Origin of the sequence: Arcobacter sp. (assembly GCF_050300555.1) — a bacterium.
In the GTDB taxonomy this organism is placed as follows: Bacteria; Campylobacterota; Campylobacteria; order Campylobacterales; family Arcobacteraceae; genus Arcobacter.
Window position 1 is genome coordinate 83612 of the sequence record NZ_JBNKXY010000002.1, and the last position, 24996, is coordinate 108607.

The 24996-nt window shown below is 29.0% G+C and carries 29 protein-coding genes; 3 read left to right on the forward strand and 26 right to left on the reverse strand.

The features are described from left to right. Positions 1-14 precede the first annotated feature (14 nt). The 26 genes from ACQY5W_RS02065 to nifN form a co-directional block, all read right to left on the reverse strand. On the reverse strand, positions 15-1664 hold the full coding sequence (locus ACQY5W_RS02065) for an L-aspartate oxidase (RefSeq protein WP_428023277.1): 1650 nt from the start codon (positions 1662-1664) through the stop codon (positions 15-17). Between the two features lies 1 nt (position 1665). Beyond that, entirely contained in the window at positions 1666-2775 is a 1110-nt protein-coding gene (locus ACQY5W_RS02070) for an aldo/keto reductase (protein ID WP_428023278.1), read from the reverse strand. A gap of 118 nt (positions 2776-2893) precedes the next feature. Beyond that, the gene (locus ACQY5W_RS02075; RefSeq protein ID WP_428023279.1) at positions 2894-3748 is read right to left on the reverse strand and encodes an ABC transporter ATP-binding protein; all 855 of its coding nucleotides are present in this window, start codon (positions 3746-3748) and stop codon (positions 2894-2896) included. Continuing rightward, positions 3748-4446, reverse strand: coding sequence for a molybdate ABC transporter permease subunit (gene modB / locus ACQY5W_RS02080; protein ID WP_428023280.1), 699 nt, complete (start codon positions 4444-4446; stop codon positions 3748-3750). The genes ACQY5W_RS02075 and modB overlap by 1 nt, the downstream gene beginning before the upstream one ends. Continuing rightward, a complete protein-coding gene (locus ACQY5W_RS02085) occupies positions 4439-4840 on the reverse strand; it encodes a TOBE domain-containing protein (protein ID WP_428023281.1) in 402 nt (133 codons plus the stop codon). The genes modB and ACQY5W_RS02085 overlap by 8 nt, the downstream gene beginning before the upstream one ends. After that, on the reverse strand, positions 4837-5583 hold the full coding sequence (gene modA / locus ACQY5W_RS02090) for a molybdate ABC transporter substrate-binding protein (protein ID WP_428023282.1): 747 nt from the start codon (positions 5581-5583) through the stop codon (positions 4837-4839). Before modA ends, ACQY5W_RS02085 begins: the two co-directional genes overlap by 4 nt. Further along, positions 5580-6008, reverse strand: a complete 429-nt coding sequence (locus ACQY5W_RS02095; protein ID WP_428023283.1) for a TOBE domain-containing protein — start codon at positions 6006-6008, stop codon at positions 5580-5582. Before ACQY5W_RS02095 ends, modA begins: the two co-directional genes overlap by 4 nt. Before the next feature lie 88 nt (positions 6009-6096). Beyond that, a complete protein-coding gene (gene nifK / locus ACQY5W_RS02100; protein ID WP_428023284.1) occupies positions 6097-7641 on the reverse strand; it encodes a nitrogenase molybdenum-iron protein subunit beta in 1545 nt (514 codons plus the stop codon). 1 nt (position 7642) lies between these two features. Then, positions 7643-9109 (reverse strand): nitrogenase molybdenum-iron protein alpha chain, encoded by a 1467-nt coding sequence (gene nifD / locus ACQY5W_RS02105; protein ID WP_428023285.1) that lies wholly within the window; start codon positions 9107-9109, stop codon positions 7643-7645. A 32-nt stretch (positions 9110-9141) separates the two neighbouring features. Then, positions 9142-9501 (reverse strand): hypothetical protein, encoded by a 360-nt coding sequence (locus tag ACQY5W_RS02110; RefSeq protein ID WP_428023286.1) that lies wholly within the window; start codon positions 9499-9501, stop codon positions 9142-9144. A gap of 146 nt (positions 9502-9647) precedes the next feature. Beyond that, positions 9648-10562, reverse strand: coding sequence for a nitrogenase iron protein (nifH, locus tag ACQY5W_RS02115; protein ID WP_428023287.1), 915 nt, complete (start codon positions 10560-10562; stop codon positions 9648-9650). A gap of 283 nt (positions 10563-10845) precedes the next feature. Continuing rightward, on the reverse strand, positions 10846-12432 hold the full coding sequence (locus tag ACQY5W_RS02120; protein WP_428023288.1) for a methyl-accepting chemotaxis protein: 1587 nt from the start codon (positions 12430-12432) through the stop codon (positions 10846-10848). 195 nt (positions 12433-12627) lie between these two features. Continuing rightward, positions 12628-13875, reverse strand: a complete 1248-nt coding sequence (locus ACQY5W_RS02125) for an RNA polymerase factor sigma-54 (RefSeq protein WP_428023289.1) — start codon at positions 13873-13875, stop codon at positions 12628-12630. Between the two features lie 52 nt (positions 13876-13927). Next, positions 13928-14224 carry a 2Fe-2S iron-sulfur cluster-binding protein gene (locus ACQY5W_RS02130; protein WP_428023290.1) on the reverse strand — a complete coding sequence of 99 codons (297 nt, stop codon included), beginning with the start codon at positions 14222-14224 and terminating at the stop codon, positions 13928-13930. Between the two features lie 139 nt (positions 14225-14363). Beyond that, positions 14364-14705 carry a hypothetical protein gene (locus ACQY5W_RS02135; RefSeq protein WP_428023291.1) on the reverse strand — a complete coding sequence of 114 codons (342 nt, stop codon included), beginning with the start codon at positions 14703-14705 and terminating at the stop codon, positions 14364-14366. 90 nt (positions 14706-14795) lie between these two features. Then, the gene (locus ACQY5W_RS02140; RefSeq protein ID WP_428023292.1) at positions 14796-15194 is read right to left on the reverse strand and encodes a nitrogen fixation protein NifZ; all 399 of its coding nucleotides are present in this window, start codon (positions 15192-15194) and stop codon (positions 14796-14798) included. Beyond that, complete coding sequence (locus ACQY5W_RS02145; protein ID WP_428023293.1) at positions 15184-15522, reverse strand: nitrogenase-stabilizing/protective protein NifW; 339 nt, start codon at positions 15520-15522, stop codon at positions 15184-15186. Before ACQY5W_RS02145 ends, ACQY5W_RS02140 begins: the two co-directional genes overlap by 11 nt. Positions 15523-15534: 12 nt before the next feature. Beyond that, entirely contained in the window at positions 15535-16050 is a 516-nt protein-coding gene (locus ACQY5W_RS02150; protein ID WP_428023294.1) for a flavodoxin domain-containing protein, read from the reverse strand. A gap of 19 nt (positions 16051-16069) precedes the next feature. After that, on the reverse strand, positions 16070-16501 hold the full coding sequence (locus ACQY5W_RS02155; protein ID WP_428023295.1) for a NifX-associated nitrogen fixation protein: 432 nt from the start codon (positions 16499-16501) through the stop codon (positions 16070-16072). Further along, positions 16501-16896, reverse strand: a complete 396-nt coding sequence (locus ACQY5W_RS02160; RefSeq protein WP_428023296.1) for a NifB/NifX family molybdenum-iron cluster-binding protein — start codon at positions 16894-16896, stop codon at positions 16501-16503. Before ACQY5W_RS02160 ends, ACQY5W_RS02155 begins: the two co-directional genes overlap by 1 nt. A gap of 55 nt (positions 16897-16951) precedes the next feature. Beyond that, on the reverse strand, positions 16952-17254 hold the full coding sequence (locus tag ACQY5W_RS02165) for a hypothetical protein (protein WP_428023297.1): 303 nt from the start codon (positions 17252-17254) through the stop codon (positions 16952-16954). Continuing rightward, entirely contained in the window at positions 17251-18498 is a 1248-nt protein-coding gene (locus ACQY5W_RS02170) for a hypothetical protein (protein WP_428023298.1), read from the reverse strand. Before ACQY5W_RS02170 ends, ACQY5W_RS02165 begins: the two co-directional genes overlap by 4 nt. After that, positions 18482-18934 (reverse strand): ankyrin repeat domain-containing protein, encoded by a 453-nt coding sequence (locus ACQY5W_RS02175; protein ID WP_428023299.1) that lies wholly within the window; start codon positions 18932-18934, stop codon positions 18482-18484. Before ACQY5W_RS02175 ends, ACQY5W_RS02170 begins: the two co-directional genes overlap by 17 nt. Further along, positions 18931-19452, reverse strand: a complete 522-nt coding sequence (locus tag ACQY5W_RS02180) for a hypothetical protein (protein WP_428023300.1) — start codon at positions 19450-19452, stop codon at positions 18931-18933. Before ACQY5W_RS02180 ends, ACQY5W_RS02175 begins: the two co-directional genes overlap by 4 nt. Then, a complete protein-coding gene (locus tag ACQY5W_RS02185) occupies positions 19453-19830 on the reverse strand; it encodes a hypothetical protein (RefSeq protein ID WP_428023301.1) in 378 nt (125 codons plus the stop codon). Then, entirely contained in the window at positions 19820-21115 is a 1296-nt protein-coding gene (gene nifN, locus ACQY5W_RS02190) for a nitrogenase iron-molybdenum cofactor biosynthesis protein NifN (protein WP_428023302.1), read from the reverse strand. Before nifN ends, ACQY5W_RS02185 begins: the two co-directional genes overlap by 11 nt. A gap of 146 nt (positions 21116-21261) precedes the next feature. Here nifN and ACQY5W_RS02195 point away from each other — a divergent pair, with 146 nt between their 5' ends. The 3 genes from ACQY5W_RS02195 to ACQY5W_RS02205 are packed head-to-tail and all read left to right on the forward strand — an operon-like array spanning position 21262 to position 24909. Beyond that, a complete protein-coding gene (locus tag ACQY5W_RS02195) occupies positions 21262-23994 on the forward strand; it encodes an ATP-binding protein (protein WP_428023303.1) in 2733 nt (910 codons plus the stop codon). Then, the gene (locus ACQY5W_RS02200; protein WP_428023304.1) at positions 23987-24508 is read left to right on the forward strand and encodes a chemotaxis protein CheX; all 522 of its coding nucleotides are present in this window, start codon (positions 23987-23989) and stop codon (positions 24506-24508) included. The genes ACQY5W_RS02195 and ACQY5W_RS02200 overlap by 8 nt, the downstream gene beginning before the upstream one ends. Further along, complete coding sequence (locus ACQY5W_RS02205; RefSeq protein ID WP_428023305.1) at positions 24502-24909, forward strand: response regulator; 408 nt, start codon at positions 24502-24504, stop codon at positions 24907-24909. Before ACQY5W_RS02200 ends, ACQY5W_RS02205 begins: the two co-directional genes overlap by 7 nt. The last annotated feature ends 87 nt before the right edge of the window (positions 24910-24996 follow it).

A 24996-nucleotide genomic window follows, 5' to 3' on the forward strand; every position in this document is an offset into this window, starting at 1 on the left:
TTATTCTCCTTTTTTTAAGTTAGTTTATTAATAAATAGATTTCTAATTTTTGTTATTAATGATTTGTCTTCAAGTTCAAGTTTGAAGTAACCTTTTTGAATCTCTTTTATTAAAATATGTTTTTCATATTTTTCATTTTCTTTTGGATAGTCTTCCCTAAAATGAGCACCACGACTCTCTTTTCTTTTTTTTGCAGCTAAAATTAATGCTTCTGAAATTTCAAGTGCATTTCGCAGTTCAAGTATAGAGATTAGTTCCACATTATTTCTTTTTTCTTTGTTTATACAATGAAGTGAGTATGACTCTCTTCTTAGATATTTAACATAATCAAAAGCTTGAATTAAACTCTTTTTAGACCTAATAATTCCCACTTTTTCAAACATGACTTTACCTAATGAGATTCTAATTGCATTGAAGTTTTTTGTTGTATCCCCTTCAAAAATTTTGTCTATGTTTTGAATATCTTTTATAACTACATTGTAATCAATAGGTAAAAACTCAGCTTCTTTTGAATATTCATAGGCTTTTATACCAGCTAACTCTCCAAAAACAGTTCCCTCTAAAAGAGAATTTCCTCCCAATCTATTTGCTCCATGAACACCATTTGAAGCCATCTCTCCACATACAAAAAGACCTTTTATTTTTGTTTCTGTCATGTTTGTATCAACTCCACCCATACTATAATGAGCCACAGGTTTTATTTTTAATAATTCTTTACTAATATCTATTCCAACTTGATTATATGCAGCATTATATAAAGATGGCAATTTTTGTTGGATTTTTTCAGTTCCTAAATGTCTTAGATCTATAAATACTTCTTTTCCCATTTGTTGCTGTTCTAGTATCGCTTTTGCTATTTTATCTCTAGTTTCAAGCTCATTGATAAATCGTTTTCCATCACTATTTATTAAGTAACCACCCTCTCCTCTAGCAGCTTCAGTTACAAGATAGTTTGTTTTTGCTATTCCAGTTGGATGAAATTGTAAAAATTCCATATCTTTTAAAATAAGTCCAGCTCTTAAACAAACAGCTAATAAATCACCTGTATAGTCTTGTGCATTGGTGGAGTTGCCCCTAAAAATACCTGCATATCCACCACCAGCAAGGACAACTGATTTTGCAGGATATACTAAAACAGAGGTATCTTCTCTTCTTAGACAAATTACTCCTGAAATAGAAGTTTTATAAGTGGCTAGATTTAGTACATAGTTATTAACTAAAAAGGTTACCCCTACTTCTTTTGCTTTTTTAATTAGTGCTTGGGTTATGGCAAATCCTGTTTTATCTCCCACATAACAAGTTCTATTAATAGAACCTCCACCAAAAGGTCTTTGTAAAATATTTCCATCTTCATCTTTATCAAAATTTACACCATACTCTTCAAGTTTATGGATTATATGGGAAGCTTTTTGACACATATAAGTTATGGCATTTATTTCTGCTAATCCCTTTGATGAGTTAAAGGTATCTTGAATATGGGATTTTAAATTAGTTCTATCGTTTGTATTTAAAACGGCATTTATTCCACCACTTGCCATGGCAGAGTTAGATTTAAAAATATTTCCTTTTGTAATAACGGCAACACTATTATCAACTCTTTTGGCTTCTATTGCTGCCATAAGTCCAGCAATACCACCACCCACGACTACTACATCATATATCATCTTATACTCTATACATTAAGTCGTAGTGTGCTCTTGGAGTTGACTTTATTTGAGATATTTTTAGATTACTTTTTATATGAACAGGAACTTTTGAAGCAAAAAGTGAACTTATAATTCCTGGTGTTGACCGTACAAATTGAAGGGCTAGTTGAATATCATTTTCCAAAACCATTTTATTATCCAATAAGTACCCAGTTTCTGCTTTAAATGATTTTTTAAATAGATTCATTTGAAGTAATGAAGAACTACTTATAACACCAATTTTTAGCCTGTGGGCTGCTTGTAAAAGTGTACATTCTTCACCTTTTACTGTTTGTGTTGGCATTGTATATATATTTGTTTTTGCGATATTAAAAGGAGTTTGAATATATTTAAAATGATTATTCTCTCCCCCAACTTTTAATGCAATTTTTACCAAATCTTCTAAGTTGATATGTTCACCAGTAGATTTATCACTAAAGCCATTCCAAACAGCAATTCCATAATACTTTATATAACCCATTGTTACCATTTTTTCAAATCGTTTAAAAATGGACTCAACTTTTTTTAGAAACTTTTTATAGCCATTTTTTTGTATTTGAATTTCGGGATTATGTAAATAATAAATATCAAATTTATCAATACCCATATTTTCTAGTGATTTTTTACATGACCACTCTATAAAATCAGCACTTAAACAGTGTTGGTCCAGCTCAATATCTTCTTGGGTAGCTAGGTTTTTATTTATAATATTTTCTTCAATCCAAGTGTATGGATTTTGTGGAAATGGATATTCCAGTTGAATAAAACCACCCTTTGAACAAATAATTAGTTCTTCCCTTGTAACTATTTTCTCTTCAAAAAGCTCTTTTAATGCAATACCTATCTCTTTTTCACTTTGACCATATCTATAATTACTTGCACTATCTATTAAATTTATACCATTTTTAACAGCTTCTTTTACACCTTCAATATAATGAAAAACGTAATTTTCCTCTTTGTAAGGCTCTTTATTAAAAGTTCCAAGACCAAGTTTTGAAAAAATTAGGTCATTGTTTTTTATATAAAATTCTTTATAAGTTGAAAATTTTTTTGCAAAATTGTGTGTGGCTTCTAAAGTTGCTTCTGACATAAATACTTATTCCTTTTTTAATTCCCTTAAAAAAAGAGTAAAATGTCAAGACATCTTACTCTTATAATTTAACTACAAAAGGGTAAAAATATATATGCAAATAGTGTTCCATTAATATTTATATTTGTTTTATCAATGGGGCAAAAGCTTTAGTACTTACTTGTACACTCTCTCCTTTTTTTAACTCTTTTGCTTCATCATCACTAAGTACGACTTCAACAAGTTGTTGCCCTATAGCCACAATTGCCACATATATTATATCTACTTTTATAATATCAAGTAATTCACCTTCAAAAGAGAATTTTTGAGAACCACTTGTTTTAAGTAGTACATCTTTTGCTAAGCCATCATTTATAACTTTTCCTTGATTTAGTACAATAACTCTGTTTGATAATCTATACATTTCACTTGGGTCATGGCTTACCATTATAGTTGTAGTATTAAACTTTTTGTGTAGGTTTAATATCTCACCTTGTAGTTTATTTCTCATGGCAGGATCAAGGGCGGATAGAGGTTCATCCATAAGTAGAAGTTTTGGTCTGTTCATCATAGCTCGACATAAACTAACACGCTGTTTTTGACCACCACTTAAACTACTTGGTAACCTCTTTTTTAATTCACTTAACTCTGTCATTTCTAAAAGTTCATTGGCTAGTTTTTTATCTTTGTTTACATATAAAAGATTCTCTTCCACACTCATATTAGGAAAAAGTGCATAATCTTGAAATACAAAACCTATCTCTCTTTTTTGAGGAGGTAAAAATATAGATTCACTTTGCCAAGTGTTGTTCCCTATTTTAATATCTCCACCAGCTTCTTCAAGACCAGCAAGGATTCGTAGAAGTGTAGTTTTACCACTACCACTTAGTCCCGAAAGAGCAATAAAATCACCCTCTTTTATTTCCAAATCTACATCTAAATTCATTTGCCCATTTGAGCCATGAAGTTTTTTATATATATCTATTTTTAACATTAAGCAACTCCACTAAACTTTTTATTACTTCTACCATTAAATATATACACACTAAGTAATACTATAAAACTAATTATTACCATGATAGCACTATAAATATGGGCAGAACTGTAATCCATAATTTCTACCATTTCATAAATAGCAACAGAAGCCACTTTTGTATCTCCTGGGATACTTCCTCCTACCATAAGTACAACTCCAAACTCTCCTACTGTATGAGCAAAAGTCACAATAAGGGCAGTTATTAGTGCAGGTTTTATATTTGGTAGGGCAACTTTTATAAGGGTTTGGAATTTACTTTTTCCACAGATGTAACTAGCTTCTAGCATATTTTTATTTATGCTTTCAAAGCCACTTTGTAAGGGTTGTACCATAAAAGGAAGTGAATAAAAACAACTAGCAACTACAAGTCCTGTGAAATTAAAAACTAATTTTACTCCAAAGGTATTTTCAAAAAACTCTCCAATTGGGGAGTTAGCAGAAAGTGCCCATAAGATATAAAATCCTAAAACTGAAGGAGGCAATACAATAGGTAAAGCTGTAATTGCTTCAAGTATAGGTTTAAATTTTGAGTTTGTTTGAGAAAGAAACCATCCAAGAGGTAAGGATATAAAAAAAAGTATTAAAGTTGTGATGAAAGCCAGTTTAAATGATAATAAAAATGGTGTAAATTCCATAGTTTTTAGTAAATCAATCATTTAAAACTTCCTCAATAGATATATCACTTGCTTTTATTAAAATAGTTATTTCATCATCTTTTTTTAAATTCATTCTTAGCGAACTATCAAGTGTAATAATCGATTGAAAATATGAGTTATTACTCATTAAGGTTATTCTACTTAAAAGTTTGCCATTTTCTATATCTTCAATTTTTGCTTTTATTTGATTTGAGAAGCTAATCATACCTTCAAAGCCTTTTGCCAATAGTATATTTGTTGCTTTTGCAACTAAGATAACTTTTTGACCAACTTTTATTTTTTCATTTAAATCTAAACTCATCATTTTAAGAGTTGTTCCAGAAAAATCAAATTGAACAATATTGAGGTTATCAATATTGTTTATTTGAGATATGATTGCTTCTATTTTATTCATGGTACTAAATATCCATATCTTTTAAATATATTTTTTGCTTTTTCACTTAAAATAAAGTCATAAAAGGCTTTTACTTCTTTATTCTCTTTTGCATTGTTTAGTATAACTATTCCTTGATTAATTGGTGTATATAATTTTGAATCTACATCTATCCAATTAATTCCCTCTTTGTATTTACTCATTTTAGGGCTATATAAAGATGATTTTGCAATAAATCCCATATCTGCTGCTGTAATTGCATATGTTACAGTTTGTGAAATTGACTCTGCATATACATATTTATCTGTCACTTTATCCTGTATATTTGCATTTTTCATAGCTTCAATTGCAGCTTTACCATAAGGGGCTGTTTTTGGATTTGCGATTGCAATTTTTCCTATAGAATTCTCTACTGCAAGATTGATTCCTTTTGATAAATCTAGTTTTTTAGTAGTCAATATTGCCAAACTTCCTTGAGCATAAACTAAGGGTTTTGTTATGGCAATATTTTCACTATAAAGTGATTGGGGATATTTCATATTGGCTGCCATAAAAATATTATATGGTGCCCCATTTTTTATTTGTGCTGTTAATTTTCCACTACTTCCAAGGGTAACTTGCACTTTTGTATCTGGGTTTGTTTTATTAAACTCTTCTATTAAATCATTGATTGCATAACTCACATTAGCTGCAACTGCTATATTTATTTGACTTGCAAATAGACTTAAACTTATAGCCAAGATTCCTAATACTACTTTTTTCATAACTCTTCCTTTCCTATCATGATATCTGTTGCTTTGATTATTGCACTTATACTGTTTCCTATTTTTATATTCAAATTTTTAATTGAATTTGAGGTTATAACTGATACTACTGTGTCATTATTACCTACATTTACACACACTTCAGCATTTACACTTCCTAAATATATATTTTCAATTATCCCTTGAAATTTGTTTCTAGCACTAATATTTAGTGTCATATCAGTTGTCAGAAGTACTGAACTTGATTTAAATATTGCTGCAACTTTATCTTCTATTTGTAAATTAAGATTTTTTACTGCATTATTTGTGATAACGGAAATAATTGTATATCCACTATTCAGTTTTATATAAATTTCTGAATTTACCTTACCCTCTTGAATTAATTCTACTATCCCCATCAGTTGGTTTCTAGCACTTATTTTCATAGTTACTCCTAAAATATAAAAGCATTATATATTAAAATATATAACGATATACTAAAAAAAACTAGAGGAAAAACCTCTAGTTTTAAAATTATCTTACTGAATCAAAGAAATAATCTGTTTCAGCAATACCTTTTGTCTCTTCATCTAATTGATCTAAGATACCATTAGTAATCCAAGTTAAAAGATTGATACCTCCCTCATAACCACTCATAGAGTATCTATGTAAGTGATGTCTATCAAAAATTGGGAAACCAATTCTGATAAGTGGAGTTTTTGTATCTCTGTAAAGTTCTTTACCATAAACGTTACCAATCATAAAATCAACTGGTTCTGTGAATAATAATGATCTTAATGCCCATAAATCTTTACCTGGCCAAATATTACATTCACTAGCTCTATTTGATTTATCTAAGATTGCTTGCATTTCAGCTTCCCAACCTTTTCTTGGTGCATTATGACATACAACATGAGTTGGAATAGAACCCATTTCAACTAAGAATGAAACCATACCTAATAAAAAGTCAGGATCTCCCCAGATTGCAATTTTTTTACCGTGCATATATGGATAAGAGTCTTGCATTGCATCAACAAGTCTAGCTCTTTGATTTTTTAATTCTTCAGGAACTTCTTTACCAGTTAATTCTGCTAATTTCATAACAAAAGCATCAGTACCACTTAAACCAATTGGATTACAAGTTTCGTATTTTTGTTTCCATTTGTTTTTAATAGTTTTTGCAGTTGCTATTGTAGAATACTTTTGTAAAGAGATAGTTGCTTTTGCATTTACAGCAGTTTTAGCATCTTCTATTTTTGTTCCACCAGCATATAATTTATATTCACCAGCTCCTGTATCCCATTGTTCTTCATGGTCACCCATCATTATAATTTTATCACCGAACATTTTAGAGATTTTTTTAATCTCTTTTAATGAACCTAAATATGGTTCAAATCCAGGGATAATATTAATTCTCTCTTCATCAACTTTTTCTGCTTTTGGAGGATTTAATTGCTCTAAAACAGATTTCATCATATTATCATAACCTGTAATATGTGAACCTACGAAAGATGGAGTATGTGCATGAGGAATAAGAACATTATCTAATTCTCCTTCAGCTTCTTCTTTTGCTCCAATAATAAATGCACCTAAGTCATCACCGATAACTTCGGCCATACAAGTAGTAGATACTGCAATCATATCAGGCTTATAAAGTGCATTACAATTTCGTAAACCATCTTTCATATTAGCTAAACCACCAAATACAGCCGCTGATTCAGACATAGAATCAGAAACACATGGAGTTGGTTCTTTAAAGTGTCTTGTAAAATAAGATCTAAAGTATGCAACACATCCATGACTTCCATGTACATAAGGCATAGTATTTTCAAAACCAAGACCAACCATAACAGCACCTAGAGGTTGACAAGCTTTAGCTGGATTTACAGTAATTGCTTCTCTTGCAAGATTTTTTTCTCTATAATCCCATGATTTAGTCCACTCTTGGATTTCATCAACTTTAGCTGGATTAATAGCTCCCATTGAACCTTCAAATTGTTTTTTGTTTTTTAAAACTTCTTGATATTCTGGTTTTAAAAATAGTTTTTGTCCGTTTACTATATTATCTAAATCTTGCATATTACGCTCCCACTTCTTCTTTATCCCATGGTGCTTTAGTATGATTCCATACAGGAGAATTCATAGCTAAATCCATATCTTTTGCAAAAATTGCAAACGCATCATAACCATGGTAAGGTCCACTATAATCCCAAGAGTGCATTTGTCTAAATGGTAATCCCATTTTTTGGAATACATATTTCTCTTTTACACCAGCTGCAACTAAGTCAGGTCTTAATTTTTTAACAAACTCTTCTAACTCATACTCATTTGCATCATCATAAATAAGTGTTGATCTTCCTAAATCTTCTTTAGTTCTTTTATAATCATCACCATGAGCAAACTCATATCCAGTACCAATAACTTCCATCCCTAAATCTTCATAAGCACCAATAACGTGTCTTGGTCTTAATCCACCAACATAAAGCATAACTTTTTTACCCTCTAACATTGGTCTATATTTAGCAATAACAGCATCAGTCATAGCAGTATATTTAGCGATAACTTTTTCTGTTTGTTCTTGAATTTTTTCATCAAAAAATGATGCAATTTTTCTCAAACTTTCAGTAGTTTTAGTTGGTCCAAAGAAGTTATATTCCATCCATGGAATTCCAAACTCTTGCTCCATATGTCTAGAAATATAGTTCATAGATCTATAACAGTGAAGTAAATTTAATTTTGCTTTAGGAGCAATTGCTAACTCTTTATAAGTAGCATCACCAGACCATTGTGCAATAACTCTTAATCCCATCTCTTCTAAGATTAATCTTGTTGACCAAGCATCTCCACCGATGTTATAATCTCCAATAATTGCTACATCATAAGGAGTTGATTCGAAATCTTTTCTAAAAGATGTATCTGGCATAACATGATCTCTAATCATGTCATTTGCAATGTGGTGACCAAGAGATTGTGAAACCCCTCTAAACCCTTCACATGAAACAGCTACTGTTTGATGACCTGTCTCTTTTTTATGAACTTTTGCAACAGCTTGAATATCATCTCCAATTAATCCAATTGGACACTCTGATTGGATTGAGATACCATTGTTTAATGGGAATAATTCATCAATCTCTTCTAACGCTTTTTTAAGTTTTTTATCTCCACCAAATACGATATCTTTTTCATTAAAATCAGTCGAGAAGTTCATAGTAACAAATGTATCAATACCTGTTGTTCCTATATAATAGTTTCTTCTTCCACCTCTTGAATATTGCCCACAACCAATTGGTCCGTGAGAGATATGAATCATATCTTTAATTGGTCCCCAAACAACCCCTTTAGATCCTGCATATGCACAACCTCTTTGAGACATTACTCCTGGTACTGTTTGTTTGTTACTTCTTGTTGTATCACAAGAACCTTTTACACCTTCTGGTGAATCTACACCTAAGTGTTTTGCTCTATTTTTTTTTGCTTTTTCTGGATAAGCTTCAAGTACTTCAGCAATCGCTTGCTTTTGAAGACTTTCTAATGTTTCTGGTCCCATTCTTTCTCCTTTTTAAGGTAGGTAAAAGAAGCTTACGCTACTTTTACTCTGTATAGATTCATATCGTCTAATTTTTTACAAATTGCTTTAGTTTCCTCACCATCAACAGATTTTGAGATTTCAGAGATTTGATATTTATTTGTGTAATAAATCATTTTATAATCATCTTTAGCTGCACATTCTGTATTTGTATAATAATCAACTAATGCTGTGTGTAAAAAAGAACCTGCAGGAACAGAAATTTCTTCTAATTTAACACCTTCTCTAGTTTCACTTGTTAATGTAACAGTTTTACCTGTTGCATCAATTCCATCTTTAACTTTTTCTATTACTTTATCAAAACTTACATCATTACCCATATCAGCTGGGAAGTGGTATCCACATACAAACATTTTATTCTCCTTTTAAATTGTCCCAATTTCAAAGGGACCTATCTTTTATGACTTCTTTCAACAAGATTTATAAAAAATCTTTAAAGAAGCAAATCCTAAAGGGCGAAAGAATTCGCCAACATACATTTTACTTATTACTATTTTTCTTAAGCTTCTTCAGCTTTTTTACCTAAGTTTTCTTCGTCAACTTCTTCTTCTAAACCAAATTCCATTAATAGATTTTCTAGGTCATCCATTTCTAATGGTGTAGGAATAACTTTTAAGTCATTAGCGATAATTTTTCTAGCTAATTCTTTATATTCCATAGCTTGGTCTGAATTTGGAGCAAACTCAACAACTGTCATTCTTCTTAATTCAGCTCTTTGAACGTGGTTAGATCTTGGAACGAAGTGAATCATTTGAGTACCAATTTGCATAGCTAAGTGTTTAGCAAGGTCATACTCTTTATCTGTCATTCTAGCGTTACAAATTAAGCCAGCAAGTCTTACCCCACCAGTATTTGCATATTTTAAAATCCCTTTAGAAATGTTATTAGCTGCATACATAGCCATCATTTCACCAGACATTACGATATAAATCTCTTGAGCTTTACCTTCTCTAATTGGCATAGCAAATCCACCACAAACAACGTCTCCAAGAACGTCATAAGAAACGAAATCTAATTCATCATCATAAGCACCTTCTTCTTCCAAGAAGTTAATGGCTGTAATAACACCTCTACCAGCACATCCAACACCTGGCTCAGGACCACCTGATTCTGTACAGTTAATATAACCTTCAGTTATGTCATTATTATCTGGGTGAAATTCTGCAGCTCCAGGTTTACATACATCTTCTAATTCTAAATCTTCAACTGTTCCAGCTTCACTAGCTAATTGCATAATTGTTGATTGTGCTTTTTCATGTAAGATTAATCTTGTTGAATCTGCTTTTGGGTCACACCCAACGATTAAAATTTTTTTACCATAATAGTGACACATTGCTGCTAATGTGTTTTGAGATGTAGTTGATTTACCAATCCCACCTTTTCCGTAAAACGCTATTTGTCTTAAATCTGACATATTGTCTCCTTTTAATATTATTAATTACGAAATTGATAATTGCATATAGTGTTCCACAGAAATTTTTTTCTATAAAGAAATTTTCAGATTTTGTATAAATACCATAAATAAGGGATTTTTATAAGGAAAAATTTTCAAAATAATAAAATTAGGATAATATCAGTCTTGTTTACACATTTGTTTTATGACAACATTTTTTGTAAATTTAGTAAATTTTAGAGATTTTTTAAATTTTAATGAATAGAGTTAGCGTTTTGTTGAATATCTTATATAAGGGGAAAGCTTAAAAGCTTTCCCACTCATCTTTATTTGTTTGTGGTTTTATAACTTCACTTTTTGTAGGTCTAGGGGCTACTTTTTGTGAAGGAGTAGTTGTTTTGTTTGGTTTTACTTGAGTAGTTTGGTTTTGATTATTTTTATGATTCATTTCTTTTGCTTTAACATCATTTTTACCTATAAACTCTTTATCATTTGCATTTGAAACAATAAGTTTTGCGATAGTATCTGTTGAAGATGCTATATCTTGTGTTTGTGAAGCAATTTGAGCATTTTGTTGAGTTTGTTGGTCAAGTTGATTTACAGCTGTATTTATTTGTTCTATACCATTAAGTTGTTCTTTACTAGACATTTCAATATCAGAAATTAAATTTATAGTTTCTTTAATATTATGATTTAGTTCTTTATATCCCTCTATCATATGTCCTGCAATTGTTTTACCTTCATTTGCTTTTGAAGTAGCATTTTCAACTAATGATTTTATCTCTTTAGCAGCTTCTGCTGAACGAGAAGCTAGATTTCTTACTTCTTGAGCAACAACGGCAAAACCTTTTCCTGCTTCACCAGCAGTTGCAGCTTCAACTGCTGCATTTAAACTTAAGATATTTGTTTGAAATGCGATTTGATCAATTACACTAATTGCTTCATTTATAGATTTAACTTGTTCGTTTATTTCATCCATTGCAATTGTAGTTTTATTTGCAAGATTCTCTCCTGTTGAAGCAGAGTTTGTTACATTGCTAGAATAATTTGCCATTTTTGCTATGTTTTCTGTATTGTTTCTAATATTTGAAGTTATCTGTTCCAAGGCAGCAGCTGTCTCTTCTAAACTAGCAGCAGCTTCATTTGAACTTTGATTTAATTTATCCACATTTTTTAAAAGTAAATCAGAACCTTCATCAAGTGTTAGTCCATTTGCTTTATTTTCAACTAACATATCATTTACAACATTAGCAAGATTATTTAGTCCCTCAGCTACTTCTCCCAAGTTATTCCCTGCTATTCTATGAGTAAAGTTTAACTTTTGAAAAGATGCTAAAGCATCTGAAATTTTATTTAAATCGCTATTAACTTTAGTAGATACAATTTCATATAACTCATTAATTCCTCTTTTTAATTCTTCTATACCTTCATTTGTAGTTGATTGCGTTATTTTTTGTTCCATATTTCCAGTTTTTGCTATGTCAATAGAATTTTTAACAGCATCAATCACTTTTTTAGCATCAGTAATATCTTGAGCAAATTTAACAACCCGAATCACTTTTCCACTTTTATTTTTTACTGGTGTATATGAAGCTTGAATCCAAACAGAACTACCATCTTTTCTAATTCTTTCGAACTCATTAATTTGAGAAATTCCTTTGTTTAAATTACTCCAAAAATCACTATAATCTTGAGTAGTAATATATTTCTTATCACAAAACATTCTATGGTGATTGCCTACTGTTTCATTTAATTTATAACCTAATACATTTAAAAAATTATCATTTGCATGTATTATTGTACCATCTGGTTTAAATGATATAATTGCAAAGTTCTCATCCATTGCAGTTAATCTTCCTGATTCTTCTTCTGTTTTTCCAAAATTAAACATTTTAGCATTCTCCTATTTATATGTTTACTAAGATATTTATAAAATAATATCTTTTATTATCTTAAAGTATATAATTACTTTCTATGTAAGATTTATCTTTACAAGGAACTTATTTTAAAATGATAACATAAGATTATATTTGAAAAGTATCATTTTATACTTTTTGAGAATATGTATCTGTTTTAGTAAAAAAGTTTATAAATTTTCTACTTTATAGAGTTTTTTTCTTTCTTTTGAAGAGGGTATATCTAACATTTTTCTATATTTTGTAATGGTACGTCTAACCATTTCAAGATTAAATTTTTCTTGAATAGCTTCAAGGATATCTTGATCAGTCAATGGTTCTTCTTTTGTTTCGTATTCAACCAAGCTTTTAATATAGTTTTTTATCTCTGAAGAGGATAAATCTTTATTATTAACTGCATTTGAAAAAAAGTATTTTAAAGGGTATGTTCCTAAAGAACATTCGATATATTTATTTGCCACAGCCCTTGAAATTGTTGATTCTGCAAAACCAATTTCATTGGCTAATTCTTGCATGGAGTATGGACGTAATTCTCCTCCTACAAAAAATGAGATTTGTTTTTCAACAATTAAAAGTACAATTTTGTAAAGGGTTGATTTTCGTAAACTTAATAGATTTACTAAATCTCTAGCCTCTTTTAATTTCTCTTTTATGCCTTCATTTTTTGTATTAAAAGCATCTTTTACCTCAATATCTGGATAATAAGCATGATTAATTTTGATATTAATATCTTCTCCTATTTCAACAAAAAAATCAGGAATAATTTGTACATTATTATTTATATAATTTATTGCAGGAGGATTATTAAAGTATTTAATTATATTTTTTGCATCTTCAAATCTATGGTGAGTTGAATATTTATCCAAGTGAGCTATGTCTTTTATAATCTTTTTTATAAAGTTATAAAGTTCATCATCAATTTGTTTATCACAAGCATCTAATTGAAAAAGAAATGATTCTGATAAATTTATTGCCCCAATTCCACTTGGCTCTAGTAGTGAGAATCTTTGTCTGATAGATTCTACATACTCTTTATATACTCCACATGTTATAGCTATTTTTTCTATATCTCCCTCAAAATAACCCTCTTCATTGATATCACATAAGATTTCCAATGCAACCTTTTGTGAGTTTGGTGTTGGAAAATTAGGTGCACAAATTTGCTCACTTATAACATCATTTAGGGATTCATTATAAATTGCTAATGATTCGATAAACTCTCCACTTGTTCCTTGTGGCATAAAATTTGCGTAAAACTCTTTTGGTTTTTTGATTTCCAAAAATGGATTTTCATAGGACACATTTTTTAAATGTTTCTCTAGGTCTTGAAGTGAAGATTGCAACATAGGAAGCCACAATTTCAAAGATAAGTTAAGATTTTGCTTCTGTGAAGTCGAAGTTGTAAATGTTTGTGCCATTTTATATTTTGCCCAAATTCAAAAAGAATTTGGACATTTCCCTGTATATTTTTTAATACTTTATTCTAACAACACCGTTAGGTTTAACTATTTTCATTTGACAAGATAATCTTGTTTTATCAGTACAAGTACCAGCACAAGACTCTTTTATTACTTTAATCTCTTTTTCATTGATTGGAGAGATGAACTCCATACCTTGCTCAATTTCCACAACACATGTACCACATTCACCATCTCTACATCCAAAAGGTAAAGCAGAACCAGATGCTTCTACTACATCTTGAATTGTACTTCCTGGTTTAACATTTATTGCTAAAAAATCGTTTATAATTTCTACTCTAGTTGTCATTTGTTTTCCTTTTAAATTGTCCCAATTTCAAAGGGACCTTACATTTTTTTCCACTTTTTAACGGGATTTATAAAAAATCCCTAAAAGTAGCAAAATCCTAAAGAGCGAATGAATTCGCTTTTTTATGCTGATTACCTTATTATTTTAATGTATATGGTTTAACTAAAATGTCACCTTTGATTAACATCATTGGTGCAATTCTAACTTTTGGACTTATAGTAAATTGTTGGCATTGTAAAGCTTCTTCAGAAGTAATTGCTCCCAATTTAACTAACTCATCCAATTCCTCATCTTCCATATAACTTGTAGGTTCTTCATTTGCAAGATTCTCAACCTTGATTAAACATTTTGAGTAATCTTTTAAATCAGATACAAGAGGAACACCTTTTTCCTTAGCCAATCTAACAATTGGTTCACCAATTTTTGCATCATAAACACCATCTGTGGCAGTGTCAAAATGCATAAAAATAACTTTCGCCATATTTTGTCTCCTTTTTTAGCTTGTTTTATCATACAAACCAAGCCATATGATAAAGTTCTAAAAACTCTTTCATCTGACTTGGTTACAATTTTAATCTTTTGAGTAATACTTTTCTCTATGCTTACGCATAAATTCTAACTCTTCTTCTACTTCATTTCTATAATCTTCCATAGCTTCAAGTTCATGTTCTCTACATCCAACTATTTCAACAGGAGCATCCATGACACCAAAAAAGTGAACTTCATATACTCTAATTACTTGAAGAAATTCTCCTACAGATTTGATATAACCAATAGAACCCTCTGGCATCAAAAGAGTTCCAATTGGTGCATGGGGATAAGTTCCATCATTAACTATTTCTTTGATAAGTTTTACTTTTTGTCCTATTCCAAATTTAGCTTTTTCTTCATCTTTCCCTGAACGATTAGCAGTTACGCTATCGTGTAAAAAAGTGTTTGCATCTACAATTTCTTTATGATTAACACCCACAACTTCCTCCTGTCCCTGTTGAACTTGTACCACAAGAAGAACAACCTTCTAATTTACCTGTTTCATACATGTTCCAAACATCTGCTGCACTTGGGGAGTGACCATTTACATAATCACCATAAACTCTTAGAAGGGAAAATTTTAGGAAATCTAAAGTTTTTCCTTCACCTTCTATATTTGTCATACCTCTTTTGATAAGATTTCCATACTCTTTCATCATATGAAATCTTTTTACATTTAGTAGTTTTTGGTCAAAATCAATATCAAAAAATTTAAAAAAATCTTCCGCATCTCTACAGCTGTCATAAAATTCATTTAGAGATTTCATAATAAATCCTTTTTATAAAGAGATTTCACCTTTTAATTGGTTGACCCAATTTTCGATTCTCTTTGTCGTTTTATCTTCTTCATTGTGTTGGTCAATTGCCAATCCACAAAGTTTTCCATCTATTTCTGCCAATGAAAACTCATATTTATAATCACTTGCATCTACAAAACCAACAGTTTTTGCTCCAAGTTTTGTAAATGTTTTATGAAGTTTTCCTAGTGCAGAACAAAAATGTTCTCCATGTTTAACACTATCTCCTGCTCCAAAAAATGCAACAGTTTTTTCAGATAAATCCATCCCTGCATCTTCTATTTCTAATTGGGGATCAACCCAAGAAAAATGTACATCACCTTGTCCCCAAGTTGAACTTCCGATAAAAAGAACATCATAATCTTCAAATTGTTCAATATCATCAAAGTCTTCTTCCATATTAATTACTTCATCAACATCAAAAGCCTCTGCTAGAGCTTCCGCAACTATCATAGATGTTCCGCCTGCTGTTCCACAAAAAATTCCAATATTTGCCATACTTCCATCTCCTTTTTATCTATATGTTTTTATATTTGTTATAAGTCTCTTCTGCTTTTACAAGATATTTTTCACCTTCATTTAGTAAATCATCATACGTTCTAAATGAAAATCTATGTGCATCTTTAAAAAACTTTTCACATAAAACTATTTTCCCTGCAAAAACAACTACTCTACCAAATCCTTCATGGCTCATTTCCATAACAACTGAACACATTACTCCCGTCATTTTTTCAAATGCTAAAGCTACTGCTTGGTAAACAAGTCTTATATCTTTGATTTGCATTTCATCAATATCTGCAATAATAGGAATATTTTTTAAGTCCTCTTTTGTTCTTACATATTTTTCTATAAGTAAGTCTTCATCACTTTTATTAACCCATGTACCAAATTGATCTAAGGCTCTTACTTGCCCAATAAGTGTTATTTTAAAAAGTTCTTTTTTATCCATTATGAAGCCTTTTTTTCTATGATTTTTTTGATAAATGGTGGAGGGTTTGAATTTAACATATCTTTTAGTTTTTTTACTTCTTCTTCAATACTTACAACTTCTTTGTACTTAATTGTAAAAATTCCACTATTGATTAGTTTTGCAGCAGCTATTGCTCCGACATTTGTAAAATAAACAATATCAATACCTTCTAGTAGTGCTATTGCTTTATCCGTATCCTTTTCAAGAACTTTTTTTATTTCGCACATTGATGTTGATGTTTTACTTATTTCATAAACAGCAAACTGTTTTGCTGCCCCAAAGTGAGCATCAATATTTTCTAAATCAGTAGTTGCAAAAGCAACTTTTATAGTACCTTCTTGAGAGTCATTTGTTGTGATTTTTATACTACTCATATTTTTGTCCTAAAATAAATTTAAATAGGTATATGCAAATAGTGTTCCACAAAAATTAAGTGGTTTTTTTACTTCTAATTAAAGCTAGAAAATCTATAAGGTCACTTAGGAAAAATGCCCTATTTGAGAGCTCTGCATAGTATATATTTGTAAAAGTATTTTGTGCAGTAAATGATTTTGCACTATTTATAAATTCCTTTGGAATTTGATTATTTATTGGTAGTGGTTTGATAAGTTCATCACAAACCTCTTCAAAAAGAAATAAAATTTCTGCAGGTTTTTCTTCGCATAAAAGGTATATGTCACTTCTATAAAGGTCATACTTTTTATATAGTTCATGATAAGTTTCTTTACTCATTTTCCTACCGCCATTAAATATAAAATATTGTTTGATGTAACTAAAATATCTTGTATCTCATCATCAAAATAGGCACCAATACCTGTCGATGAGATTTGTAAATTTGTGGCTTTTAGAGCAATTATATGTGCTAAAAAGCCACTAATCATAAGACTTAAAGAGTAGTTGGCTTTTAATTTTGATGTAAAAAATATGGTAGCTGCTGAACTTCCACCAATTTTTTGATTAAAAGCTAATTTAGTAGTTAGTTCAGAAAAATCACCCTCTTTTTCTAAAGTAAACTCTTTATAAATACCTTTTTTGAGGCTATTTATATTGTGATTTATGAAATATATATCCAGTGAAAATTGTTTTGCAAATGAAAAAATACCTTTTAAAATATCTTGAAAATCTTTTTTTAAAATAGTACCTTCTTTAAAAACTCTAGCTGATCTTCTTTTATCAATAGCACTTTGTAGGTTCTCTTTTGATAACTCTTTTAGAAAATTTATTTTATATTTATTAAACTCTTCATGGTATGACTGTTTATAAAACTCTTCAATAAAAGGATCTTTTATATAATAATCACAAGGGCAAACAAAAGGGATATTACTCCTAAGATTTTTTGTTTCTATTTGTTTGTATTCATTTGAATAAATTGAAGCAACAAAATATTCGTAGTTATCAAAAGAGAATACTTTGTTCAGGCTTTTTTTCTTAAATTTAAAATTAAATAGATGTTCCATATCTTCTAATACAAGTGAAGCATAAATAGAACCCAATTGATGTCCCGTATCAAGTAATAGATATCTTATTGCTCTTTTTTCATATTTCCATGAACTTCTAAAATAAACATTGCTAAGCAAGAAGATAAATTTTTGTTGGTTTATATCCATATAACTTTCTAAGCCATCATTGCTTAATTCATGGATTAAAGTTAAACTCTCTTTTATGGGTTCATAGTGATAAATGCCATTTAATAACTTTTTGATTCCTCTTATTTGAATATAAATTTCGCAAGGATAAAGTCCTCCAGCACTTGGATTGACTCTTAAGTTCACCTCATCATTTCCATATTTTTTTGTGTAGGAAATCTTTCCAAAATTTTTTATAAATTTTAACTCTTCATAATCATTAAGTTTAAATCGTCTATAAAAATTTGGATAGTTTTTATATGCTTTCGCTTGGGTTTGCCAATTTATAAATTGGGTTTGCAAAAAGGCATTTTTTTTTGTTATGTCTGTTTGATTATGAAACTCTTGCATTTCTTAGCATTTTTACAATTTTTGGAGTTACTGCTAAATCAATAGCTTTAAAACCATCAAGATTTTCAAAGGAGCTATTAGCTCCTTTTTCTAAAAGAAGTTGTACAAAATCTTCTTTTCCTGCACTTGCACAGTACATTAAAGCTGTCACATCATTTACGTTTTTTGAATCTATTTCAATACCTGCATTTACAAGTAGTTCAAAACACTCATAAGATGAAGCAAAACAGGCATTCCAAAGGGCAGAATTTCCATCTACATTTTTCATATTTAAATCTACATTTAAATCCAATAACTCATTTACAAGTTTTGCATTACCTTCCCTTGCTGCTTTCATAATGGCAGAATTGCCATATTTACCTGCTTTATTTAAATTATTTTTATCATAATTGTTTTGTATTAACCATGACTTTAAAGAGCTAGATAAATTTCTCATACTCCCATCCAATTCTCATGGGTATGCCCTTTTACTTTAAAATTAATAACTTCTTCCAATGCCACTTCAAACTCGTCTAAGTCAAGTTTATGTTCTGCATTTGAAGGTATCTCTTTATATTTTATTAGTCCCTCTTTATCAATAATAAATGCTGATTTAGCAATTAAGTTTTCACTTAAATTTACTCCAAATTTTAAAGAAAATTTATTAAAGTCATTTGATACTGTACTTTCATCTAACTCAAACATAGTTGTAACTTTTTTTATCTCACTAAGAGGGCTACTTGTTATAATATAAACTAAGATTTTTGATTGAAATTTTTTTAAAATATCATGTAATCCATTGTTATAATCTTTTATGTTAGGAGAAGTAAGCATTACTTGAATTTTAGGTGCCATCATTCCTATAACTTTTGTCTGACCATCTATCATTTCAACTCTAATTGCTGGTGCTTCTGAGTCAACTTTTTTTTCTTTTTGTTTTAAAATATAAAACTCTTTTTTGTATTTTACTTCCATTTATAAAATTTCCTTATGTGTTATTTGACAATTTGTATCAATTATCATTAAAGATTTTTTTAGCTGGTTTTTTTCATCTTTTATATTAAAGATTTTTGAGAACTCTTTGTATTCCCTTGAGATTAGACTCTCCTTTAGTTCAAACTCTTTTATTACCTTTTCACACTCATCAATACTACTTGTAGTTATAATAAAAGTTTCAGCTCTACTTTTAAAGTAGCTTATTGCTTCATTTAACTGGTCATTAAAGGCTGTAATATCAGGTAAAGAGATTACAACTTGAACCCTTTCTTTAGGGATACCTAAAAGTCTAGTTGCTCCATTTATCATTTCCAATCCAAGTGCTTTTACAATTGGTCTTTGTAGATTAATGCTCATTGAATGCTCCTTGGTGGTGATGATTTATAAGGTTTGCCAATTCAAAAAGTAAGTAAGCACTTCCTTCATATAAGACATCATTTTTTAGTTGATTCCCAACTCCTTCATAATCAGGAAATCCTCTTAACATCAAAGCTTTTTTATGTCTATTTGTATATCTTTCTCCATGGAAGTTTGATATTAAAACATCACTCTCTTTTAAATATTTTTCAACATCTTCAAAATCACCTATAAGTAAGTTTTCACACTCTATATTATCAAGTAAATCATTTTTGTGAGTGGTTACAATTGCTTTTATATTTGCACCTGCTTCAATAATGGTATTTGCCACACTTATACATTGGTCAGGCTCAAGGGCAAGTACAACTGAAGCACTTCCTATGGCAAAGTGAGAATCAAGCATAGCATCTTGTAGTCTTTTTCTCCATCTTACAATACTAGGATGGGGAGTTGAGATATTTTTGATGTTACATAAAGCTTTAAAAAACTTATCACCATCTTCTAATCCACCTAAAGAATCAAAATGTAGTAATTCCATATTTTCATTTTTTGCTTTTAATTTGTCTCCAGCTTTTTTTACACTACTTCCTATACTAATTGCTAATGAACAAGTTCCAAGTTTTGCTATATCTTCTACACTAATTCCCCCACTACTTAAAGCACCTTGTTTCAATCCTAGATGACCATCAAGGGAATCACTTAAATCAGGCAAAGCTAAAACTTCATAACCAAAAAGTGCAATCGTGTCTTTGATTTTTTCTATTTCTATTGGTTTTAAATTTACATTTGGAATAATCACTGCTTTATTGACATCAACTTCACTTGAATTTATTACGAGTTGGTCAATAATTGCTTCAATTGATTTTGCAAAACCACTTTCAATAGAGCCCTCAAAGTCTGGGGTATTTACATAAACCATCTTTTGTTGGTCTTGAACAAGTAAACAAGCACCTTTTATATCATCACCTTTTGTTTCAGTAAGTCCCGTTGTAAAAAGTCCTACTAAATCAGGTTGTACTTTTTTTGTAATATTTTTAATTGATTCGCTAATTGCATAATCTCCCCCATCAATTACAGCTGTTATGTCATTTACAGCTGTTGTTTGTACTGCGATTGGGTCATTGAAGTGTCGTGTGAAAAATACTTTTGTAAAGGAAGCACAACCTTGTGCCCCATGCATAAGTGGCATACAGTTTTTAACTCCTAAAAAGCAAAGCATAGCACCCATTGGTTGAGATAGTTTTATAGGGTTTAGTTGTAGAGGTTTTGCACTTATACTTTCCATGGCATTTCCTATAATATTTTTGATATATATGCAAATAGTGTTCCTAAAAAAATTAGTATATAAATTTTATATTTATATTAATTTTGGCTATACTTAAATGAATACTATTTAATTGAAATATAAAATTCTTAATAAAAGGGCTTTAAATGGGGATTTTTAATAGAATGGCATCTCTTTTATCAATTAAACAGATTATTGTTACAACTATACTTTTAATCTCTTTTATTATAATCACTATCCTTGGAGCACTTTTTTTCTCAATTAGTAGAATAAATGAAAATCAAAAATCTATTGCTACTATATTAAAACTAGAAAAACAAAATGAATTAGTCTTGAAAAAGTTAGATTCTATATTGGAAGGTGAAACAGATATCTTAACGAGTAAAGACGAAAAAAGTTTTAGAAGAATTAAAGAATATCTGTTTAAAGCTAATTCAAGTATAGAATTACAACGTTTGAAAAATAGTAAATATGATTTAAAATATAACGTATTAATTGATAGTTTAGAAGATAATTTACAGTATGCAGTAGAACTCCAAAAAGACTTTTTTAATACAGGTTACACTATTTTTACTTTTAAAATGGAACTAAAAAATCATCTAGAAGAGTTAAAAAAAGAGATAAGAAAAATTCAAAATTTATATGAACAAACCTTGATACAACTACATTTAATAGAAGAAAAAGAATATGTAAATAATATAGAAAGAAAAATACAAAGTTTATATACTTTTATAAGGGATGCTGCTTTTGAAAATAATCAAAAAGAAGTAGATGAAATAAAAAATAAATTAAAAAATATGGATAAGTTGATAGTTGAAACTATCAAAACAACAAAAGCAAGTATTGATAATAAAATTTTATTTAAATTTATTTCAGAAGTTGAAAATTGTTTAATAAACATAAATTATCTTGAATATTCTATTATTTCAGCCAAAGTTGAAATATTTGAAAAGGAAGAGTTTTTAAGTTATATAAAAACAGACCGTAAAGAGAATTTTTTGATTATTAATAATAATATCAATGATATTTCAAAAATTACAGATACGATTATTACTGATAATATAGATAATTCTGAAAAAATCTCTAATATGGTAATTATTCTTTCAATTGTTATTGGAATATTTTCGATTTTAGGGCTTATTTTTATTTCAATAATTTTAATATCAAGAATAAATAATCCCTTAGAACATATAATTAAAATGATAAATGATATTTTAGAAAACAAAGTTAGTCTATCAAAAAATATAGAAGTTCGTTATAAAGATGAGTTTAAAGAGTTAGTTGATGTTTTCAATCATATGACACGTTCTCTTGATAAGAATATTAAAAATTTAAAAGAAAGGGATGAAGAAATATCTTTACTAAATAAAGATTTAGAAAAGAGAGTAGCTTTAAGAACTCAAGAATTATCAGAAAAAAATCAAAAAATAATTGACTTATTTAATAATGCAAAACAAGGATTTTTATCTTTAAATGGAGATTTAATTATAGATGAAGAGCATTCAAAAGAGTGTGAAATACTTCTTGGAGATGATATCTCTAATAGAAAAATAGATGAACTTCTTGTCTTTGAATCAGAACATAGTAAAAGCTTTTTTAATCAAACATTAAAAGATATTCTTAGAGAAAAAAATGAAATAATTCAAAACTCTTTTATTGAGTTATTACCAAAAGAGTTGATTATAAATAGAAGAGCTATCTCTATAGATTATAAAAGACTAAATGATAAAAAACTTATGTTGATATTTACAAATATAACTCATAAGAAAAAACTTGAACGAAAGATAAAAAAAGAACAACAACTATTAAAAATGATTGTAACAATAATAAGTGATACTATGCAGTTCTATGAGTTGATAAATGATTTTAAAAAATTTGATAATAATAAACTAAAAATTTTTGAATTAAATAATAATCCTTTTTTTAATTTAGGTGAAATATATAGAGAAATACATACTTTTAAAGGATTGTTTTCACAGCTTTATATGTCAAATAGTGTAAAAAACTTACATGATTTTGAATCAAAAATTTCAGAATACATAAACGATAAAAACTTTACAAATAAAGAATTAAAAAAACTTTTAGAAGAGAATAGTTTATTGGATTGGATAGATGAAGATTTAGAAATAATAAAATCCATTTTAGGTGGAAATTTTCTTGAAGAGGATTCTATTATAAAAGTTAATGAAGAGACTATTATTCATTTGGAAGATAAAATAAAAAATTATTGTCAATTGGATAAAAAACATGTGGATAATTATGAAGATATTTTATTTGAAGCACAAAAATTAAGATCAAAAACACTATATCAAGCTTTAAAAGCATATCCAAATCTATGTAAAGATTTGGCTGAATCTTTAGGTAAACAAATATATACATTTGAAATTTTGGGTGATAAGAGAATAATCTTACCACCTGATTTTAAACCTTTTATTAAATCTTTAATTCATGTATTTAGGAATTTGTTAGATCATGGTATTGAAGATATGGAAACAAGGTTGGAACAGGGCAAAAATGAAAAAGGAACGATTGTCTGTAATTTTAATTTAGAAAATGATTTTTTGTTTATTTTAATATCAGATGATGGTAGAGGTATAAGTAGAGATAGGATAAGAGAAAAAGTAAAAGAACTTGATTTAATGCCTATGAAAGAGTTTGATAAAATGAGTGATGAAAGAGTTTTTGGATTAATATTTTATGAAACATTTAGTACAAAAGAGGAGATAACTGAACTTTCAGGTAGAGGTATTGGAATGGCTGTTGTTAAAAATGAATTAACAAAGTTAGATGGAAGTGTTGAAGTAAAAAGTGAAATAAATAAAGGTACAACTTTTATATTTAAGTTACCTTATAAAAGAAAGGCTATAGAAAATGTATGATACTTATAAAGAACTTTTATTACCGATTTTAGAAAGATTAAAAGAGTTTTTAAAAAAGGATATGGGCATAAATATTTTAAATGAAAATTCTGAAATTATAGATGCAAAGCATATAGTTTTAAAAAAGGACACTGTTTTTATAGGAACAGGTGGTTCTGTACAACTCTTTGTTACCATGGGATATGATAAAGAACTTTTAGCTAAATTAGTAGATGTTTTTTATGTGGGTGATTTTTCAAGTGAAGAAGAATATATAGAGATAAAAGAGAGCGTTGCTTGTGAGATAGCAAATATTGTAATAGGAAATGCTATAAAGAATCCTGTAGATAATAGTATTATTAAAATTACTCCACCTATTTTAATTCATGACGCTAAATCTTTAACTAAGTATAAAAATTCTATTATATTAAGAACAGACATTAATACAAACATTGGAAATTTACAAATGACAGTTATTGGTCCACAGGAGTTGTTTTTGGAAAAATTAAATTTAAAAGGAAATATAAAATGTTGAATGTTTTAGTTGTAGATGATGCGTTAGTTATAAGAAAAAATTTAACGAAATTTTTTAATGATTTGGGTCATAAAGTTATAGCTGAAGCAAAAAATGGTGCTGAAGCAGTAGAGTTGTGTAAAACGATTACTGAGAAAATTGATTTAATCACAATGGATATTACAATGCCTGAAATGACTGGTATAGAAGCTACAAAACTTATAAAAGAAATTCTGCCAGATGTTAATATTGTAATGATAACATCTCATGGACAAGAAGAACTTGTATCAGAGTCTTTAAAATCTGGGGCAAAGAATTTTATACTAAAACCAATAACTGAAGAAAAATTAGAGCATGTAATTGGTGCTTTATATAGTGAATATGCAAAAAAAGAAGAAGATGAATTAATAGATGAGGACTAATTAATAGTTCTTTATCTTTAATATTTGAATCAAATACAATTTCTAATGTCATAGTAATAGGTACAAAATATACCTACTATCTCTAAT